The 18,447-nt window shown below is 66.8% G+C and carries 17 protein-coding genes; 10 read left to right on the top strand and 7 right to left on the bottom strand.

All coding sequences use genetic code 11. The features are described from left to right. Positions 1–97: 97 nt before the first annotated feature. Together AC1DVA_RS02170 and AC1DVA_RS02165 are read left to right on the top strand one after the other, a co-directional pair. Complete coding sequence (locus AC1DVA_RS02170; RefSeq protein ID WP_476804822.1) at positions 98–1,003, top strand: UDP-2,3-diacylglucosamine diphosphatase; 906 nt, start codon at positions 98–100, stop codon at positions 1,001–1,003. Beyond that, entirely contained in the window at positions 1,003–2,115 is a 1,113-nt protein-coding gene (locus AC1DVA_RS02165) for a glycosyltransferase family 4 protein (protein ID WP_320109562.1), read from the top strand. Before AC1DVA_RS02170 ends, AC1DVA_RS02165 begins: the two co-directional genes overlap by 1 nt. On the opposite strand, the gene AC1DVA_RS02160 is transcribed toward AC1DVA_RS02165, so the two are convergent. Further along, positions 2,051–3,844 (bottom strand): cation:proton antiporter domain-containing protein, encoded by a 1,794-nt coding sequence (locus AC1DVA_RS02160; protein ID WP_265054030.1) that lies wholly within the window; start codon positions 3,842–3,844, stop codon positions 2,051–2,053. The two genes, AC1DVA_RS02165 and AC1DVA_RS02160, sit on opposite strands and share 65 nt — an antisense overlap. A gap of 211 nt (positions 3,845–4,055) precedes the next feature. Between AC1DVA_RS02160 and AC1DVA_RS02155 the strand changes: the two genes are divergently transcribed. Next, positions 4,056–4,901: an AAA family ATPase gene (locus AC1DVA_RS02155; protein WP_265054029.1), complete on the top strand. Its 846-nt coding sequence runs from the start codon at positions 4,056–4,058 to the stop codon at positions 4,899–4,901. A gap of 86 nt (positions 4,902–4,987) precedes the next feature. On the opposite strand, the gene AC1DVA_RS02150 is transcribed toward AC1DVA_RS02155, so the two are convergent. Continuing rightward, positions 4,988–5,221 carry a hypothetical protein gene (locus tag AC1DVA_RS02150; protein ID WP_265054028.1) on the bottom strand — a complete coding sequence of 78 codons (234 nt, stop codon included), beginning with the start codon at positions 5,219–5,221 and terminating at the stop codon, positions 4,988–4,990. Between the two features lie 88 nt (positions 5,222–5,309). Between AC1DVA_RS02150 and AC1DVA_RS02145 the strand changes: the two genes are divergently transcribed. The 7 genes from AC1DVA_RS02145 to AC1DVA_RS02115 all read left to right on the top strand — a co-directional run bounded on the left by AC1DVA_RS02145 (position 5,310) and on the right by AC1DVA_RS02115 (position 13,622). Next, entirely contained in the window at positions 5,310–5,534 is a 225-nt protein-coding gene (locus tag AC1DVA_RS02145) for a helix-turn-helix domain-containing protein (RefSeq protein ID WP_265054027.1), read from the top strand. 39 nt (positions 5,535–5,573) lie between these two features. Further along, positions 5,574–6,101, top strand: coding sequence for a SixA phosphatase family protein (locus AC1DVA_RS02140; protein WP_265054026.1), 528 nt, complete (start codon positions 5,574–5,576; stop codon positions 6,099–6,101). A gap of 13 nt (positions 6,102–6,114) precedes the next feature. Beyond that, the gene (locus tag AC1DVA_RS02135; protein ID WP_476804821.1) at positions 6,115–7,560 is read left to right on the top strand and encodes a YcjX family GTP-binding protein; all 1,446 of its coding nucleotides are present in this window, start codon (positions 6,115–6,117) and stop codon (positions 7,558–7,560) included. 13 nt (positions 7,561–7,573) lie between these two features. After that, positions 7,574–8,590: a YcjF family protein gene (locus AC1DVA_RS02130; RefSeq protein ID WP_476804820.1), complete on the top strand. Its 1,017-nt coding sequence runs from the start codon at positions 7,574–7,576 to the stop codon at positions 8,588–8,590. Positions 8,591–8,765: 175 nt separating this feature from the next. Then, positions 8,766–10,166, top strand: coding sequence for a flagellar hook protein FlgE (locus AC1DVA_RS02125; RefSeq protein WP_265054024.1), 1,401 nt, complete (start codon positions 8,766–8,768; stop codon positions 10,164–10,166). A 59-nt stretch (positions 10,167–10,225) separates the two neighbouring features. Next, positions 10,226–12,097, top strand: coding sequence for a flagellar hook-associated protein FlgK (flgK, locus tag AC1DVA_RS02120; protein ID WP_476804819.1), 1,872 nt, complete (start codon positions 10,226–10,228; stop codon positions 12,095–12,097). A 7-nt stretch (positions 12,098–12,104) separates the two neighbouring features. Then, entirely contained in the window at positions 12,105–13,622 is a 1,518-nt protein-coding gene (locus tag AC1DVA_RS02115) for a flagellin (RefSeq protein ID WP_265054022.1), read from the top strand. Positions 13,623–13,841: 219 nt separating this feature from the next. Here the strand turns inward: AC1DVA_RS02115 and flaF are convergent, their stop codons facing one another. The 5 genes from flaF to AC1DVA_RS02090 form a co-directional block, all read right to left on the bottom strand. Then, a complete protein-coding gene (gene flaF / locus AC1DVA_RS02110; protein WP_265054021.1) occupies positions 13,842–14,213 on the bottom strand; it encodes a flagellar biosynthesis regulator FlaF in 372 nt (123 codons plus the stop codon). Further along, positions 14,197–14,589, bottom strand: coding sequence for a flagellar biosynthesis repressor FlbT (gene flbT / locus AC1DVA_RS02105; protein ID WP_476804818.1), 393 nt, complete (start codon positions 14,587–14,589; stop codon positions 14,197–14,199). The genes flaF and flbT overlap by 17 nt, the downstream gene beginning before the upstream one ends. 46 nt (positions 14,590–14,635) lie before the next feature. Further along, positions 14,636–16,024: a flagellin N-terminal helical domain-containing protein gene (locus AC1DVA_RS02100; RefSeq protein ID WP_476804817.1), complete on the bottom strand. Its 1,389-nt coding sequence runs from the start codon at positions 16,022–16,024 to the stop codon at positions 14,636–14,638. A 202-nt stretch (positions 16,025–16,226) separates the two neighbouring features. Continuing rightward, positions 16,227–17,600 carry a flagellin N-terminal helical domain-containing protein gene (locus AC1DVA_RS02095; RefSeq protein WP_476804816.1) on the bottom strand — a complete coding sequence of 458 codons (1,374 nt, stop codon included), beginning with the start codon at positions 17,598–17,600 and terminating at the stop codon, positions 16,227–16,229. A 258-nt stretch (positions 17,601–17,858) separates the two neighbouring features. After that, a complete protein-coding gene (locus tag AC1DVA_RS02090) occupies positions 17,859–18,311 on the bottom strand; it encodes a hypothetical protein (protein WP_476804815.1) in 453 nt (150 codons plus the stop codon). Positions 18,312–18,447: the final 136 nt, after the last annotated feature.

The raw sequence follows: 18,447 nt of genomic DNA, 5'->3' as shown, positions 1-18,447 counted from the left end.
GGCCCTCACCCAGACCATGGATTGGCCTCGCCGTCATCAAAGCGCAACGCAAATCAGACACACGCCCCGAGCATCGCAACAGCAGGGGCTGTCCGGTATGGGCGACGAGGACGACGCGAAGCAGGTCCGCAGCATCTTCATCTCGGATCTGCATCTGGGGACACGCGGAGCGCAGGCCGATCTCGTCCTGGAGTTCCTGCGCGCCTACGACGCGCCGCAGATCTATCTCGTCGGCGATATCATCGACGGCTGGCGGCTGAAGAGCGGCTGGTATTTCCCGCAGGCGCATAACGACGTGATCCAGAAGCTGCTGCGCAAGGTGCGCAAGTGCTCGAAGCTGATCTACGTCACCGGCAACCACGACGACTTCCTGCGCGATTTCACCGGCCTGCAGTTCGGCGGCATCACGCTGGTCGACGACATCGTCCACGAGACCGCCGACGGCAAGCGCCTGCTCGTCATCCATGGCGACCTGTTCGATCTCGTCGTGCGCAACGCCAAATGGCTCGCCCTGCTGGGTGACTGGGCGTACACGCTGGCGCTCGGACTCAACATGGCGCTGAACAAGGTGCGCCGCTGGCTGCAGCTGCCGCACTGGTCGCTCTCGGCCTGGGCCAAGCACAAGGTCAAGAACGCCGTGAACTATATCGGCGAGTTCGAAACCTGCCTTGCCGCCGAGGCGCGCCGGCACCATGCCGACGGCGTGATCTGCGGCCATATCCACCACGCGGCCCATCGCGAGATCGAAGGGCTGACCTACATCAACACTGGGGACTGGGTCGAAAGCTGCACGGCGTTCGTCGAGCACCATGACGGGCGTTTCGAGCTGATCCGCTGGCCGCAGGACCGGCTGAGGGGCGAGGCCGCCGCGCCGGTCGTCGTGCCGGTGCGCCCGGTCGCCGTGCCGGAACTGGTCGAGGCGGCCCGGAGCAAGCTCGGGCCTTTTGAGCTGGCGCGCATTCTTGGCGTTCGGCCGGAAACGGCTGAACGGAAAGCGCGCTGATGCGCGTCCTCGTCGCCACCGATGCCTGGCGCCCGCAGATCAACGGGGTCGTCCGCTCGCTGGAGCGGATGATCGCGGCGGCGCCGGATTTCGGGGTGACCGCGCAGGCGCTGACACCGGAAGGCTTCCACCAGATCGGCCTGCCGAGCTATCCCGATATCCGCCTGGCGCTGGCGACGCGCCGCGCGCTTGCCGCCCGCATCGCGGAGTTCGCGCCGGATCATATCCATATCGCGACGGAGGGGCCGATCGGCTGGCTGACGCGCGCCGTCTGCCTCGCCCAGAAGCGCCCGTTCACGACGAGCTACCACACCCGCTTTCCGCAATACATCGCCGCCCGCTGGCCGATTCCGGAGAGCTGGAGCTACGGGCTGCTGCGCCGTTTCCATGGTCCCGCCGCAGCCGTGATGGTCTCGACAGCGACGGTGGAAGAGGAACTGCGCCAGCACGGCTTCCAGCAGCTGGTGCGCTGGGGGCGCGGGGTCGATCTCGGCCAGTTCCATCCGCGCCCGCAGAGCCTGCTCGACCTGCCGCGGCCGATCTTCCTCAGTGTCGGACGCGTGGCGGTCGAGAAGAATCTCGACGCCTTCCTCTCGCTGCGCCTACCGGGCAGCAAGGTCGTCGTCGGCGATGGGCCGGCACGGGCCGATCTGCAGCGCGCCTATCCCGAAGCGCATTTCCTCGGCATCAAGGAAGGCGAGGAACTGGCGGGAATCTACGCCTCCTCCGATGTCTTCGTCTTCCCGAGCCTGACCGACACCTTCGGCATCGTGCTGCTGGAAGCTGCGGCAAGCGGACTGCCGGTCGCGGCGTTCCCGGTGCAGGGGCCGCGCGACGTCTTCGCCGGCAGCGACGCTGGCGTGCTGGACGAGGATCTCCGCAGTGCCGCCATGCAGGCGCTGCGAGTACCGCGCGAGATCTGCCTGGAACTCGCCGCCCGCCATAGCTGGGCGCACAGCGCGGCGCAGTTCTACGGGCATATCAAGCGGGTGGCGCAGCAGGCGGGTTATGTACCGCGCGAGGCGGGCGCGGTGTCGCCGTCCAGTTTCACAGCCTTCGCGAACGGGCGTGGCGTGGAACGGCGGGGGCTGTCGCGGCGCCTGCCGGCTTGAGCTGGGCGCGGAAGCCGTCGCGCCGCTCGTGGACCGAGGCGATGACGAGGCCCATCGGCACACCGAGCCCGACCAGCGCCGCCTCCGACAGCTGCAGGCTGGCTTCGATCGTCTCCGGCACGGCATCGTTGACGCCGATCTCGTAGAGATGGCGGGCATGGGCCGCGTCGCGGGCGCGGGCGACGATGACGATGTCGGGCCTCAGGGTGCGGGCGGCTTGGACGATCGCATCGACGGCGCGGGAGCCGTCGATCGTCACGATCAGCGCCGTCGCATCTTCCAGACCGCAGAGGCGCAGGAACTCCGGCTCGGTCGCGTCGCCGTAGAAGGCCGGGCGGCCGGCCCGGCGTTGCGTCGTGATCAGCGAGGCATCGGAATCGATGATGATGTGGGACTTGCCGTGCTCGTCCAGCATCGAAGCGACGAGCCGGCCGACGCGCCCGCCGCCGACCACGATGGCGCGCGGCGCATGGTCGTCGGGCGGGAGCACGGAGGCCTCGTCCGGCAGGATGACCGGCCGCGCGAACTTCTGGGCGAGGTTGCGGGCGATCCTGGCCTGCAAGGGCAGCGCGACCATCGTCAGCGAGACGGCGGCGAGAACGATGCTGGTGGCGCTCTGGTCGATCAGTCTCGCACCCGTCGCGGCATTGAGCAGCACGAAGGCGAACTCGCCGCCGGGCGCGACCATGAGCGCGGTTTCGAGCGCGGTCGCCGAGGACAGCCGGAAGCGGCGGGCGAGCGCAAAGGTGATGGCCGCCTTGACCAGAATGAGACCCGCCGACGCGCCGAGAATCGCTCCGGGATGTGCCGCGATCTGCCCCGGGTTCACGCTCATGCCGACGGCGATGAAGAAGACGCCGATCAGCAGCGACTTGAACGGGTCGATGGTGACTTCGATGGCCCGGCGGAATTCCGTCTCGGCGAGCAGCAGCCCGGCGATGAAAGCGCCCAGTCCCATCGAGAGCCCGGCCGTCGCCGCGATCAGGCCGGTGCCGAGCGCGGTGAGTAAGGTCGCCGCCATGAAGCTCTCGGTCGAGCCGGTCGAGGCGACGAGTCGGAAGAGCGGCCGCAGCGCCAGCCGGCCGATGACGATGATGGTGGCGATCGCAGCGAAGGCCTGGATGAACGCCTGCGCGAGGCCCGCGAGCAGGGAACCCGTGCCGTTCTGCGCGTCGAGGACGCTGATCAGGAAGAGCAGAGGGATGACCGCGAGGTCCTGGCAGAGCAGGATCGCGAAGCTGGCGCGGCCGGCTGAGGTCGTCATCCGCTTCTTGGCGGCGAGAAGTTCGACCACCATCGCGGTCGAGGAGAGGGCGAGGCCGAAGCCGATGATGAGGGCGGCCGCCGCCGGCTGGCCGACGGCATAGGCGACGAGCCCGATGGCGGCGGCACTCAGGCCGACCTGGCCAAGACCGAGGCCGAAGACGAGGCGCCTCATCGTCATCAGGCGCTCGAAGGACAATTCCAGCCCGATGACGAAGAGCAGGAAGGCGACGCCTAATTCGGCCGGCCCGGCCAGGGCTTCCGGACTCGAGATGGTGACCGTGCCGAGAAGCGGCACCTTCGACACGAGGCCGCCCAGTCCGAACGGGCCGAGAAGGGCGCCGCATGCGACGAAGGCGATGATCGAATTGACCTTGAGGCTCTTGGCGAGAGGCACGATCACGCCCGCCGTCGCGAGCACGACGACGACGTCCCTATAGGCGGAAGGATCGACTGTTCCGGCCAAAGCCTGACCTTACGATTCGAGGAGTGAGGTATGCCGATAATTCTTGCGGTTCGCGGCGGCGCAACACAACCTTGGAATCGCGTGGGCGGAAAGAAATTCGCGTTGCCTGATGAGGCTTTACGCCGGAGGTCTCGATCCGCGTCGACAAAAGCGGTTTCCGGCCCGAGGCAGGATGGGCTAGCGTCCGCCGGTTCGCTCAGAAGGATCGTCCATGCGCTTTTCCGGCACCGAGAACTACGTCGCGACCGAGGACCTGACCGTTGCCGTCAATGCCGCGATCCGGCTTGAGCGTCCGCTGCTGGTCAAGGGCGAGCCCGGCACCGGCAAGACCGTGCTGGCTGAGGAGATCGCCGCCGCGCTCGGCGCGCCGCTCATCACCTGGCACATCAAGTCGACGACCAAGGCTCAGCAGGGCCTCTACGAATATGATGCTGTCAGCCGCCTGCGCGACAGCCAGCTCGGCGATCCCCGCGTGTCCGACATCGCCAACTACATCAAGCGCGGCAAACTGTGGGAGGCTTTCGCCTCGCCCGTCCGGCCCGTGCTGCTGATCGACGAGATCGACAAGGCCGATATCGAGTTTCCCAACGACCTTTTGCTCGAACTCGATCGCATGGAATTCCACGTCTACGAGACCGGCGAGACGATCAAGGCGGCGCAGCGGCCGGTGATGATCATCACCTCCAACAACGAAAAGGAATTGCCGGACGCCTTCCTGCGCCGCTGCTTCTTCCACTACATCCGCTTTCCCGATGCGGAGACGATGCAGCAGATCGTCGAGGTGCATTTCCCCGGCATCAAGAAGCGGCTGATGGAGGAGGCGCTCAGGCTGTTCTTCGAGGTGCGAGAGGTGCCGGGCCTGAAGAAGAAGCCCTCGACCTCCGAACTGCTCGACTGGTTGAAGCTGCTCGTCGCGGAGGATATCGGCCCCGAGGTGCTGCGCGAGCGCGATCCGCGCAAGCTGATCCCGCCGCTGCACGGGGCGCTGCTCAAGAACGAGCAGGACGTCTCGCTGTTCGAGAAGCTCGCCTTCATGGCGCGGCGCGAGAGCCGCTGAGGCCGGCGACGGTTTCGCAGGGCGGGATCGCCGCTGCAAGATCGACCCCCGGCGCGATGGCGCGGACAGCCTCGCCGAGGTCGACATCACGCGTCAGCAGGACATAGTCCTGCGTCTCGGATGTCTTCAGATAGCTCGTCCAGGATCGGCTTGTCCGAGAGGTCGCCGAGCCGGCAGGCCTTTTCGGCCGTCAGGGCCAAGCTGCCGCGATTGCCGCTGTTCTGCGGCCCGACGAACATCTCTTCCCGGAAGGCGCCGATTCGGATGGCGTCGCTCTCGCTCAGCCTGAACACGCTGAAGCGGCGCCCGGGAGCTGTCATGGTCGGCAGCTTCGCGAGCTCGCTCGCTTCACGGAGGGAAGCGATCCGGCTTTCAGACAAAAATCAAAGTTTCGTGTAACGCAACGCCATGCCCGTCGTCGTCGAACTCGATGTCATGCTGGCGCGTCGCAAGATGCGCTCGAAGGAACTCGCCCAGCGCATCGGCCTGACCGAGCAGCAGGTGTCGCAGCTCAAATCGGGAAAGGTGCGCGGCATGCGCTTCGACACGTTGGCGCGCATCTGCGTGGTCCTGCAATGCCAGCCGGGCGATCTGTTGCGCTACGAGCCGGATGCCGAAATCGGCGGCGGCTGACCCCTCGCAAATCCTGCACGGCATCGCTAGGTTCTTCCCATGCGACGCCTCATGCTTCTGCGCCACGCCAAGTCGAACTGGCCTACCGGTGTGGCCGACCGCGACCGTCCGCTCGCCACGCGCGGGCATGAAGCCGCGCCCGTGATGGGGCGCTATCTCGCCGATGAACTGCTGCTGCCCGACCTCGTACTGGTCTCGCCGGCACGGCGGACCGTCGAGACCTGGGAGCTGGTGGCTCCCATGCTGCCGGAAAAGCCGCCGATGCATTTCGAGCCCCGCATCTACGAGGCCAAGATGGAGCGGCTGCTGGAAGTTGTGCAGGACATCGAGGGCAATGTCCGGACCCTGCTGATGGTCGGCCACAATCCCGGCTTCGCCGAACTCGCGACACTGCTCACGGGCCATGGCGACCGCTACGCGGCGGCGCGCATGAGCCAGAAATACCCGACCAGCGGCCTCGCGGTGCTCGATTTCGCGGTCGACGACTGGGGCGACGTGGCCGCGCGCGGCGGGCGGCTCGACCGCTTCGTAACGCCGGCTTCGCTGGGCGAGGGGCCGGACGAGTGATGCCGGCGTCGTCGTGAGCGACCCCTCCTATCTCGACAATGCCCGCAACGCGGCGCTGGCCTTCGGTGACAGCCTGCTCGGGCTGGCGCGGCCGCGCCTGCGGATCGGCGTCACCGGCCTGTCGCGCTCGGGCAAGACCGTCTTCACCACGGCGCTGATCCAGAACCTGATCGAAGGGGCGAAGCTGCCGGTGCTGAAGGCGGCCTCGGAAGGTCGTATCGCCCGCGTGCGGCTGGTGCCGCAGCCCGACCCGCAAGTGCCGCGCTTTCCCTACGAGGCCCATCGCGCCGCCATGAACGGGCGGGATCGGCGCTGGCCGGAATCGACGCGACGCATCGCGGAGCTGCGCGTCGAGATCGACTACGAACGCGCCGCCGGCTGGTTCAAGGGGCCGGCGACGCTGACGCTCGACATCGTCGACTATCCCGGTGAATGGCTGCTCGACCTCGCCCTGATCGGGCAGGACTACAAGAGCTGGTCGGCGCAGGCCGTGGCCGATGCGCGCAAGCCGCACCGGCGCGCGGCCGCCGAAGCCTGGCTTGCCGATCTGGAGAAGCGCGACCCGGGTGGGCCGCCGGACGAACTCGCGGCTGAGGCCGCGAGCGATGTGTTCAAGGATTATCTCGCGCGGTTGCGGGCCGATCCGGAGGCCGTGGCGGTGACGCCGCCCGGGCGCTTCCTGATGCCGGGCGATCTCGAAGGCTCGCCGGCGCTGACCTTTGCGCCGCTCGATCTCGGCCATGACCACGAGCCGCAGCCCGGCACGCTCGCCGGGCTTATGGCGGAGCGCTTCGAGGCCTATAAGCGCGTCGTCGTAACCCCCTTCTTCCGCGATCATTTCGCCCGGCTCGACCGGCAGATCGTGCTGGTCGACGTGCTCGCCGCGCTCGATGCCGGCGCCCCGGCGCTGGCCGATCTCGAAACGGCGCTGGGGCAGGCGCTCGCCGCCTTCTCGGTCGGCCGCAATTCCTGGCTGTCGAGCCTGTTCGCGCCGCGCATCGAGCGTGTGCTCTTCGCTGCCACCAAGGCCGACCATATCCACCACAGCAGCCATGACAGGCTCGCGGCGGTGATGTCACATCTGGTCGGGCGGGCGATGGGGCGGGCGCAGGGTGCGGGCGCGCGCGTCGAGGCGATGGCGCTTGCCGCCGTGCGCGCGACGCATGAGGTGCGGATCAGGCAGGGTCGCGAGGAACTGCCGGCCATCGCCGGCGTGCCGGAAGCCGGCGAGGAGATCGACGGGCAGGTCTTCGACGGCCTCACTGAGGCTGCCATCTTTCCCGGCGATCTGCCGGAGCGGCCGGAGGCGATCTTCGACCAGAAGGCGCATTGGCAGGTCAGGGCACCGCGCTTCAGGCCGCCATTGGTCGAGCCCGACGCAGGCGGGCGATCGAAGCCGCCGCCGCAGATCCGCCTCGACCGTGCGCTGGAGTTCCTGATCGGGGACCGGCTGGCATGAGGAGGTTGCGCCCATGAGCAAGGCACCGCGCGCGATCCTTTTCGGCAACAAGGCCGCGGACGCTGTGGCTGTCGACGATGGAGCCCTTCGCCGCGGCGAGGTCGCGATCCTGCCCGAGAGCGAGCCGATCGATGCCGTCGAGCCGGCGGTGGCGCCCGCTGCCAGGCGCCGCTTCTCATGGGGCACGCTTTTCGTCACCGGTCTCTCGGGCTTCCTGGCGCTGGCGGCCGGCGTCTGGGTCGAGAACACGATTCGGTCGCTGATGAGCCAGAATCCGGCGCTCGGCTATGCGGCTCTGGCCTGTGCCGCCGCTGCCGCGCTGGCGCTCCTCGTCATGCTGGCGCGGGTGCTCCGCGACATTCTGCGCGAGCGGAAGGTCGAAGCCCTGCGCGAGCGCGCGATCCTGGCGCTTGTGGGCGGAACGCCGGACGAGGGCAGGGCGATCGCGGAGGAACTCGTCGGGCTCTACAAAGGCCGCGCGCAGACGGCACAAGGCCGCGCGGCGCTGCAGGAGGCGCTGCCGCAGCTCTTCGCGGCGCGTGACATGCTGACGGTGGCGGAGCGCAGCCTGCTCACGCCGCTCGATGCGATGGCGCAGGCGCAGATCGCGATCGCGGCGCGGCGCGTCTCGCTTGTCACGGCGGTCAGCCCGCGCGCGCTGGTCGATGTCGTCTTCGTACTGGTCGCCTGCGCGCGGCTGTTGCGCTCGATCGCCGGCATCTATGCCGGGCGGCCGGGCACGCTCGGCCTGCTGCGGCTGGCTCGACAGGTCTTGAACCATCTCGTCCTGACCGGCGGCATCGCGGCGGGTGACGCGGTGATCCAGCAGGTGGTGGGGCAGGGGCTCGCCGCGCGGCTTTCGGCCAAGCTCGGCGAAGGCGTCATCAACGGCATGCTGACGGCCCGGATCGGGCTCGCGGCGCTCGAGGTCTGCCGGCCTTTGCCCTTCGTCGAAGCGAGGCCGCCGACGCTGGCCGAAGTCGCGGGCGATCTGGCCTCCTGGCGCGGGAGCAAGGACTCCGACGGCTGAGCCCGGCAGAATCTGCCGGGCCTGGGCGAATCTGCCCGGTCAAGAGTGTCCGAAAACCCTTCGTAAACGATATAACCCTCTGAAATTAAACGAACACTCGCATGGCATGGGCCGTGCAGATCAGGCCTCGAGTTGTGGCAGCCCTTGGGGGGCGGCCGGTCGAGGTGAGGGTTCCATGGGTGTTTTCAGTGCGCTGACGACGGCGGTTTCGGGGATGACGGCGCAGTCCTATGCGCTCGAGAACATCTCCGGAAACATCGCGAATTCGCGGACGACCGGCTACAAGCGCGTCGACACGACCTTCGCCGATCTGGTGCCGGATGCGGCGCTGAACCGGCAGATCGCCGGCTCCGTCGCGGCCTTCAGCCAGGCCACGAACTCGATCCAGGGCGACCTCAACGCCACCCGCATCGACACCAACGTCGCGATCAACGGCGACGGCTTCTTCGTGGTCGACCAGCGGGCGAGCGGCGTCGGCGCGAACACCCAGTTCGCCAACCAGAACCTCTACACCCGCCGCGGCGATTTCGATTTCGACGCCAACGGCTATCTCGTCAACGGCGCGGGCTACTACCTCAAGGGCCTGAAGATCGACCAGGTGACCGGCCAGCTCGTGGGCACCCAGCCCGAGGTGCTGCGCATCACCAAGGAGCAATTCCCGGCCAAGGCGACGACCTCGATCGAGTACCGCGCCAACATCCCGGCCTATCCGAAGACCAACAATGCCGACAGCACGGTTCCGGGCTCGGAACTGCTCAGCCCTGCCGCGTTCCCGGCGAGCAACCCGCTCTCGACCACGCAGGGCGGCACCGGCATCGTCGTCGGCAGCGAGGTGACGAACTTCCTCAGCCGCTCGATCCCGGGCGGCTCGGTCACGGTGTATGACCAGCTTGGCCGGGCGACCAGCGTCGAGCTGCGCTGGGCCAAGACCACCAACGCTTCGGCAGGCCCGCCGGCGACGACCGACACCTGGAACCTGTTCGTCGCCGAGAATACCGGCGCGACCGGCACCGCCGTCGCCTATCGCAACGCCAATGTCAGCGTCACCTTCGGCTCGACCGGGCAGATGACCAACCCGGCCAGCGGCGACATCCCGATCCCGACCATGACGATCGGCGGCACGACGATCACCGGCATCAACCTGACGACGGGCGGCAACGGCCTGACCCAGAACGGCGACGTCAGCGGCCAGATCGACGCCCGCAGCATCCGCCAGGACGGCTACACCGCCGGCACGCTGGATCGCGTCTCCGTCTCGGCGGAAGGGCAGGTCATCGGCACGTTCAGCAACGGCCAGGTGGTGGCGCTGGCCCAGCTCTCGGTGGCGCGCTTCAATGCCGACAATTCGCTCAAGCGGCTCGATGGCGGCGCCTTCGAGGAGACGATCGAATCCGGCCCGCCGATCATCGGCCTCGGCACCTCGCAGCTCGTCGGCGGCAGCGTCGAGCAGTCGAACACCGACATCGCCGACGAATTCTCGAAGATGATCGTCACTCAGCAGGCCTATTCGGCCAACACCAAGGTCATCACCACCGCGCAGGAGATGCTGAGCGCGGTGTTCAACATCATCCGCTGAGCCGTTTCGGCAAGGTCGGCGCGGCCCAGGAGGGCCGCTGCTAGCGACAGGAGTTGGCGATGGGTCTGAGTACCTCCCTCAATACGGCGATCGGCGGACTCAACGCCACGCAGGTCGGCATCGGCGTCGTTTCGCAGAACGTCGCCAATGCGGGGACGACGGGCTATGTCCGGCGGTCGGTCTCGACCAATGACAGCCTGTCCGGGCTAACCATCGGCGTGCAGAACACGCAGGTGCAGCGGCTGCTCGACAAGATCGTCCAGCACCAGCTCTGGCAGGAGTCCTCGGGCGCCGCCTACACCTCGACGCGGGCGAGCGCGATGTCGAACCTCGACAAGCTCTACGGCGCACCTGGCAGCGCGACGGCGCTCGACACGATCTTCAGCAAGTTCACCGGTGCGCTGCAGGCGCTCCAGAACGACCCGTCTTCCTACAGCCTGCGCTCGCAGGTAATCGACAACGCCACGCAGCTCGCGAGGCAGCTCAATACGCTCTCCAACGGCGTGCAGGCACTGCGCAGCCAGGCCGAGAGCGGCATCGCCAACGGCGTCACCAAGGTCAACGACCTGCTCGGCGCGCTGACCAAGGTCAATGCGCGCATCGTCGCGAGCCCCAACGACAGCGCGACCGCCAGCCTGCGCGACCAGCGCGACCTGATCCTGTCCGAGCTGTCGCAATACATCGACATCAAGACCACGGAAGATGCGCGCGGCTCGATCAGCGTCGTCACCGGCTCGGGCACGCAGCTCTTCGACGGCAAGCCGGCCGTCACCTTCAGCTTCGACGAGCATGCCGGGCTCGGGCCCGACGATCAGTGGAACATCGACCCGGCGAAGCGCGGGGTCGGCACGATCACGATGAAGGACGCATCCGGGAATGCCTCGGATGCGATCGCCAACAAGATCTTCCGCTCGGGCGAGATCGCCGCCAACATCGAGCTGCGCGACAAGACGCTGGTGCAGGCGCAGGCCCAGCTCGACGAGATCGCCGCGCAGATGTCGAAGGCGCTCTCGGACCGCGAAATCGCCGGCACGGCCGTGACGGCGGGCGCCGCCTCCGGCTTCGATGTCGATTTGGGAGGTCTGCAATCCGGCAATACGGTCACGCTCGACTACAAGGCGACGCCGGGCGGCCAGACGCAGCGCTTCACCTTCGTCAGGGTCGATTCCGCCGCTTCGCTGCCGCTGCCGGCATCGGCCGGCGGCGATGCCAACAATCGCGTCATCGGCATCGACTTCTCCGGCGGTCCGGCTTCGGTCGCGGCCCAGATCCAGGCCGCGGTGGGTGGCGGCTTCACGGTCTCGAACACGGGCTCCACCCTACGCATCGTCGACGACGGCGCCGCGGGCACGCGCGACGTGCTCGGCCTGACCTCGCGGCCGACGAACACGGCGCTGTCATCGGCCGGCGGAACGCCGGAGCTGCCCTTCTTCGTCGATGGCTCGGCCGGGACGCCCTTCACCGGCTCCTATGAAGGCGGCTCGCAGACCGTCGGCTTCGCGGGGCGGATCGCGATCAACCCGGCGCTCGTGGCCGATCGCTCGCTGCTCACCGTCTACAACACCTCGCCCCCGACGGCACAGGGCGACGCGACCCGGCCCAAGCAGATGCTAGAGCGGCTGACGCAGAGCCAGCGCTCCTTCACCAATGCGGTCGGGCTCGACGGCAACAGCGCGACCTCCAGCACGACGATGGCCAACTTCGTCCAGCGCGTGGTCTCGTCGCAGGGACAGGCGGTCGAGGCGGCCCAGCGCCTCGACGAGGGCCAGCAGGTCGCGCTTGCCTCGATCCAGAGCCGTTTTCAAGCGACCGCGCAGGTCAATGTCGATCAGGAGATGTCCATGCTGATCGAGCTGCAGACCGCCTACGCCGCCAATGCCCGCATCATCTCCACCGTCAAGGAGATGATGGACGTGCTGCTGAGAGTGTGAGCCCGCCATGACCATCACCTCCTATGGAACCGGTGCCTATCGCACAGCCAAGCCCAACGAGTTTGCCTCGACCCGCGCCCAGTTCGACGATCTCCAGCGCCAGCTCGACACGAAGAAGCGCAGCACCAGCTATGGCGACCTCGGCATCGACCGGCGCGTCAGCCTCGACCTGAACGCGAAGGTCTCGACGATCGATTCCTGGCTGAGCGGCATCGAGCTCAGCAATGTGAACGTGAAGCTGCAGACGACATCGGTCGAGAACTTCGCGAAGCTCGCGAGCGAAACCCGCAACGACACGCGCTCCAACAGCTATGTGCCGAGCGCCAGCGGCCGTTCCTCGCCGCAGGTCCTGGCCGAGGAAAAGTTCAAGCAGACGCTCGACCTGCTGAACATCGCGGTCAATGGCCGCTACCTCTTCTCCGGCAAGACCTCCGACACCCAACCGACGGCCGGCTTCGGCGAGATCATGAACGGGGACGGGGCCGGCAAGGCCGGGCTGAAGCAATTGATCGACGAACGCCGGCAGGCCGATCTCGGCTCCGGCCTCGGCCGGCTGACGACGGGCGGCACCGGCGCGACGGCGACCATCGCCGAGGAAGCGACGGTTCATCCCTATGGTTTCAAGATCGCCGGCGCCTCCAGCAGCACGGCCGCGATGACGACGACCTTCAATGCCGGCCCGCCGGCCGATGTCGCGGTCAATGTCGCGTCGCAGCCCGTGGCCGGCGACACGGTGCGGATCAAGCTCAACCTGCCCGACGGGACGCAGGAGGAGGTGGTGCTGACGGCCCGTGCGGCGGGCACCACGGGTTCGGACACCGATTCCTTCGAGATCGGCGCCGATGCGAACGCGACGGCCGCCAATCTGCGCGCCTCGATCGCGGCGGGGCTCGGCAAGGAGGCGAAGACGACGCTTTCGGCCGCTTCCTCACAGGTGGCGGCGCAGGACTTCTTCGCCGGCAGCCTCGGCAACCCGCCGAAGCGTGTTCCAGGACCGCCTTTCGACACCGCGACCTTGCCGCCGACCAATGCCGGCGCGGCGGCCACGACGGTGATCTGGTATCGCGGCGACGATGGGGCAGACCCGGCGCGTAGCACGGCCACGGTGCAGATCGACCAGGGGCAGATCGTCGGCACGGGTGCCCGCGCCAATGAGGAGGCGTTCCGCGTCGGCCTCGCCCAGTTCGCGATCATGTCGGCCGAGAATTACCCGGCCGGCGACGCGAATTCGCAGGCGCGCTACGAGGCGATGACATCGCGTGTCAGCGAGAAACTGGGCTTCGGCGGCAGCACCCAGAAGCCGGCCGAGATCATCACCGAATTCGGCTCGGCCCAGACGGCGCTCGCCAGCGCCAAGGAACGCCACCAGGCCACCAAGGGCTATCTGACCACGACGCTCGAGGGCATCGAGAACGTCACGACGGAAGAGGTCGCGACGCAGATCCTGGCGCTGCAGACGCAGCTGCAGGCGAGCTATCAGGTGACGTCGATGCTCTCGAAGCTGTCATTGACGAACTTCCTCTGATCATACTGATTCTTTGCGGGGCCGCGGTCATCCCGGGCTTGCCCCGGGATCCATCGGAGGGCTCCGGAGCTCTATGATGGATCCCGGATCGGCGCTGCTGCGCAGCTTGTCCGGGATGACGCTTTTGTGCTCCAGGCAAAGTCCCGAAGCGTCCCCCAAAACAGAAACGCCGCCCCGAAAGGGCGGCGTTTGTCCAACGTCGGCGGTTCGGTAGGCGCGTCAGCGCCCGCGCAGGCCGGCCGCGATGTCGCGGTTGATGTTGATGAGGATGCCGAGACTTTGCGGCTGCGGATCGGACGAAATCCGGAACGTCTGGTTGAAGATGAAATTCGCGAGGCCGAGGATGTTCTGCTTGATGCCGACCGGCAGCGGATTGTCCTCGGCGATCACGGCCGAGACCAGCAACGTCCAGAGGCGGCGATTATAGGTGAGGACCTCGTCGAGTTCCCGCTCGCGCATGCTCCAGTCGTCGGCGACGGCCTGGAGCCGGGTGGCGGCCTTGATCAGGAGGGAGGCTTCGAGCTCGCGAGGCGAAACGACGGATTGAGCTGTCTTGGCAGCGGCGGCGTAGGCGTTAAACCCGTTTTGCATTCTCGATCAATTCCGCTTCGTAGCCGATCAGCTTCTTGGCCGCCTTGAGAGCTTTGTAGAGGTCGTCGCTTAAAATGCGGTTATTGATCTCATGAACATGCGGCAGAGCGCTGGGCGCCGCGGTGATGAAATCGCGCACCAGCTGGAAATAGGTCTCGTGCTGATGCGTCGGGTCCTGAGCCAGATACATCAGCTGGATGGCGAGATAGATCTTCTTGGCCGGGCTGTCCGCGGTCGCGGCCGTGAGGATGTCCTTCTCGCGCAGGATCGGGGCGTCGCCCTCGATGAAGAAGCGCGTGCGCTGCTCGTCGTTGCGGATCACCACCTGGCCGATGATGATCCGTTCGCGCGGTTTGAGCTCGACCTTGAGGGCCATGTCTGTGCTGCCTTCTGGCGAGGGGAGGGCGGCGATCGCGGAAGCGTCAGCCGAAGAGACGCAGGACGCCCTGGTCGGCCTGGTTCGCCAGCGAGAGCGCGGTCTGCGAGAGCTGCTGGCGGGTGTTGAGCGCCAGCAGGCTCGCGCCTTCCTCGTTCGGATCGGCCAGCACCAGGTTGCCCGCGCCGGTGGTCAGCACGTTGGCGAGTTCCTTGGTGAAGTCCTGCCGGGTCTGCGCGACCGAGAGGTTGGAGCCCAGCGTCGAAGCCAGCGACTTCAGCGAGGTCAGGGCGCCGGTGAGGGCCGAGGCAGCCTTGTCCAGGTCATTGTCGTTCTGGAAATTGACGAAGCCGGTGAGCTGGGTGTTGATCGCCTGGCTGATGCCGAGGTTATCAGCGGACAGGGTCGAACCCTGGATGTCGAGCTTGGTCTGGTTCTGGCCGGTCTTCTCGTTGAACTGGATCGAGAGGCGGTCGCCCTGCAGCAGGTTGATGCCGTTGAAGCTCGAGTCCTTAGCAAGTTGATCGATCTGCGTGCGCAGATCGTTGTACTGTTGGATGAGGTTGGAACGGACGGCCGAGGTGATGTTCTGGCCCTTGATCGCACCCAAGGCAGTGGCGTCGGCGCCCAGGAAGCCGATGGCGGTGTTGTTCGTGCCGGTGCCGGCGGCGGTGATGGCCGCCGCGTTGGCAGTGGCGATTTCCGCCGGGGTGGGCGCACCCGGAGCGGCGGCGGTCACGCCGACCGAGGCGAAGCCGAACTGGACATCGTCAGAGCCCGCGCCCTTGACGTTGAGCTGGCCCTTCTCGTCGATAAAGGCAGTGGCGACGCCCGACTTGTTGATCTCGTTGACGACGTCGCGAACCGTGGTGTTCGCACCGTCGAACGAGGCCGTGTAGGTCGTCGAGCCGGCCTTGATCGAGATCGCCATCCGCACGCCATCGGCGTCGGTTGGGAGGCCGAGGTCGCCCGAGCTTGTGGCGGTCGCGGCGTCAGCGGTGGCAGCGGTGCCGCCAGCGACGTCGACGAGACGCTTGTCGAGCGCGACATCCTTCAGGCTCTTCGAGGTCACTGCTTGCTCGGCGGCGGTCGCCAGCGCCGTGCCGGCCTTGGTCGGGCGGTTCTGGGCCGCGTCGGCTTGGGCCTGCTTGATCGTCGACTGCAGGGAGCCCACCAGCTTGGTGATGCCATCGATGCCCTTGGAGGCGGTCTGAATGGTCTGGATGCCGTTCGAGATGCCGTCGAGCAGGCCCGTGAGCTGGCTGGAACGATCGTTCAGCGAGAGCGCGGTGAAGTAGTTCACCGGGTTGTCGATCGCGGAATTGACCTTCTTGCCGGTGGCGAGGCGGTTCTGGATCACGCTCTGCTGCGCCGTGGTCTGCTGGAGCGTCAGCAGGTTGTTGCGAACGCCGCTGGAAAGGATCGTGCTGGCCATCTTCGGTCCCCTGAACGCGCGATTCCGGCGCGATGCAACCTGATTTCAGGGGAGATCATCACTCGTTAAGGATAATAAAAAGTTAATCGCGGGTGCAGCTGCAATCGCCTACGCCGAAACGAAAAGCGGCGGAGCCGTAGCTCCGCCGCTCTTTGACTTCGTCCCGCGTTCTGCGGGTGGATCCGCTTCTGCGGACCGAAGATCAGAACAGGCGCAGGACCGCCTGTTCGCTCTGGTTGGAGAGCGACAGAGCCGTCTGCGAGAGCTGCTGACGGGTCTGCAGCGCGAGCAGGCCGGCAGCTTCCGAGTTGGCGTCGACATTCACCAGGTTCGAGGCACCTGTGCTGAGCACGTCGGCCATGTCCTTGGTGAAGTCTTGACGGGTCTGCGCGACCGAGAGGTTCGCACCGAAGGTCGAGGACAGCGACTTCAGCGAGGTGAGGGCGCCGGTCAGAGACTGCGTGGCGTTCTCGAGATCCGTGTCGTTCTGGAAGTTGACTTGGCCGGCGAGCGTGGTGTTGCCAGCCTTGACGAGGCCGAGGTTGTCGGACGTGACGTCCGAGCCCTGGATGTCAAGCTTGGTCTGGTTCTTGCCGGCCTTCTCGTTGAACTGGATCGAGAGACGGTCGCCCTTCAGCAGGTTGACGCCGTTGAAGCTGGCATCCTTGGCGAGGTCGTCGATCTTGCCGCGCAGGTCGTTGTACTGATCGATCAGGTTCGAACGCACCGCCGAGGTGACGCTCTGACCCTTGATCGCGCCGAGCGTGGTGGCGTCAGCCGCCAGGAAGCCGATAGCGGTGTTGCTGCCGCCGGTGCCGGCAGCGGTGACCGCGGCGTCGTTGGCGGTGGTGATTTCCGAGGGGATCGGAGCGCCCGGCGCGGCGGCGGTCACGGCGGCGGTGCCGAAGCCGAACTCGACGTTGTCGGAGCCGGTGCCCTTGACGTTGAGCTGGCCCTTCTCGTCGACGAAGGCGGTGGCGATGCCCGACTTGTTGATCTCGTTGACGACGTCGCGGACCGTGGCGGTCTTGGCGTCGAACGAGGCGGTATAGGTCGTCGAGCCGGCCTTGATCGAGATCGCAGCGCGGACGCCGTCGGCGTCGTCGGCAACGCCGAGGTTACCGGCGTAGGTCGCTGTCGCGTCGTTGGCGACGGCGAGGTTGTCGTCGACGATCTTCTTGTCGAGGGCGACGTCCTTCAGGCTCTTCGAGGTCGCGACCTGCTCGGCCGCAGTGGCAATAGCGGTGCCGGCCTTGGTCGGGCGGTTCTGGGCAGCGTCCGACTGGGCCTGCTTGATCGTCGACTGGAGCGAGTTCACCAGCTTGGTGATGCCGTCGATGCCCTTGGAAGCGGCCTGGACGGTCTGGATGCCGTTCGAGATGCCGTCGAGCAAACCGGTGAGCTGGCTGGAACGCTGATCGAGCGAAGCGGCGGTGAAGTAGTTGACGGGGTTGTCAACTGCGCTGTTGACCTTCTTGCCGGTCGCCAGCTTGAACTGGGAGGCCTGGGCCTGGGCGGCGGTCGACTGCAGGGACGAGAGAGCGGCGCGAACGCCCGAGGAGATAGAGACGGCCATCTGTGTTTTACCTTCTGGTATGGTGCCTTCTGGCGCCCCGGCCGTTCTGGCCAGGACGGGGCGACCCTGGCGGCCCAGCCGGTAACAACCGGTAAATTTCAGCGGGCGAATTGCAGAGAGGGCCGGCCTTGTAGGGCTATGGTTAAGCGCCCGCTAACGGCTCGCGGTGCCAGGAGAGTCAGGCTTTAGCTCAAACGCAAACCGCCCGCGCAGGGGCGCGGGCGGTGTGTTCAAGAGCGGTAAGGAAGAGGGAAGACGTCAGGCCGTGCGCTCGACCTGATGGCGGGTGTCCTCGGCTTCGCGAGCCCGCTCTGTAAGCTCGCGCGAATAGGCGCGCAGCTTCAGCAGGGTTTCGTCCGGCAATTGCGAGACCGTCTCCCCGGTTTCGCGGTCCTTCTTCTGCAGGACGATCGCGCGGGTCTGCGGGTCGATGATCAACTTGCGCTCGACGGTTTCGTCGAGGGTGCGATTGGCGGCGCGCCCGTTCTGATCATTGATCAAGGCGCGGCGCTCCCCGTTCGCGCGGCTCTGCGCATCGCGCGCCTCGGCCCGGACCTCGACATTAACGGCCGCTCCGGCGGATGCCGACTGGACGGTCTTCTCGGGCGGGAGATCGACGGCGACGCTGCCCGGCTGGGCGGTGACGTCGGAACGGGTGACGGCCGGCGCGCCGGGCGCGGCCACGATCCGGGGTGCGTTGCCAAATTCCACAGCCACTCCTTCTGGAGCTTTCACGGCACCGTCGCGCCGCGTTCGTCGATCGCCGGTAACAGGACAGACCTGCCCGACGATGAAAACATGACAGAAAAGATTGAATCCGCCGTTAGGAAGTTAGGTAAATATTGAG

It is taken from the genome of Allobosea sp. P4_C6, assembly GCF_056402015.1.
Note: the sequence above shows the minus strand (reverse complement) of the source record. Positions and strands in the feature narration are given on the sequence as shown.

Coding starts and splice junctions, on each gene's coding strand:
- AC1DVA_RS02170 (WP_476804822.1), top strand. CDS start 98: ATGGGCGACGAGGACGACGCGAAGCAGGTCCGCAGCATCTTCATCTCG.
- flgK (WP_476804819.1), top strand. CDS start 10,226: ATGGGTCTGAGTACCTCCCTCAATACGGCGATCGGCGGACTCAACGCC.
- AC1DVA_RS02155 (WP_265054029.1), top strand. CDS start 4,056: ATGCGCTTTTCCGGCACCGAGAACTACGTCGCGACCGAGGACCTGACC.
- AC1DVA_RS02100 (WP_476804817.1), bottom strand. CDS start 16,024: ATGGCCAGCACGATCCTTTCCAGCGGCGTTCGCAACAACCTGCTGACG.
- AC1DVA_RS02095 (WP_476804816.1), bottom strand. CDS start 17,600: ATGGCCGTCTCTATCTCCTCGGGCGTTCGCGCCGCTCTCTCGTCCCTG.
- AC1DVA_RS02130 (WP_476804820.1), top strand. CDS start 7,574: ATGAGCAAGGCACCGCGCGCGATCCTTTTCGGCAACAAGGCCGCGGAC.
- AC1DVA_RS02150 (WP_265054028.1), bottom strand. CDS start 5,221: ATGACAGCTCCCGGGCGCCGCTTCAGCGTGTTCAGGCTGAGCGAGAGC.
- AC1DVA_RS02125 (WP_265054024.1), top strand. CDS start 8,766: ATGGGTGTTTTCAGTGCGCTGACGACGGCGGTTTCGGGGATGACGGCG.
- AC1DVA_RS02165 (WP_320109562.1), top strand. CDS start 1,003: ATGCGCGTCCTCGTCGCCACCGATGCCTGGCGCCCGCAGATCAACGGG.
- flaF (WP_265054021.1), bottom strand. CDS start 14,213: ATGCAAAACGGGTTTAACGCCTACGCCGCCGCTGCCAAGACAGCTCAA.
- AC1DVA_RS02115 (WP_265054022.1), top strand. CDS start 12,105: ATGACCATCACCTCCTATGGAACCGGTGCCTATCGCACAGCCAAGCCC.
- AC1DVA_RS02140 (WP_265054026.1), top strand. CDS start 5,574: ATGCGACGCCTCATGCTTCTGCGCCACGCCAAGTCGAACTGGCCTACC.
- AC1DVA_RS02145 (WP_265054027.1), top strand. CDS start 5,310: ATGCCCGTCGTCGTCGAACTCGATGTCATGCTGGCGCGTCGCAAGATG.
- flbT (WP_476804818.1), bottom strand. CDS start 14,589: ATGGCCCTCAAGGTCGAGCTCAAACCGCGCGAACGGATCATCATCGGC.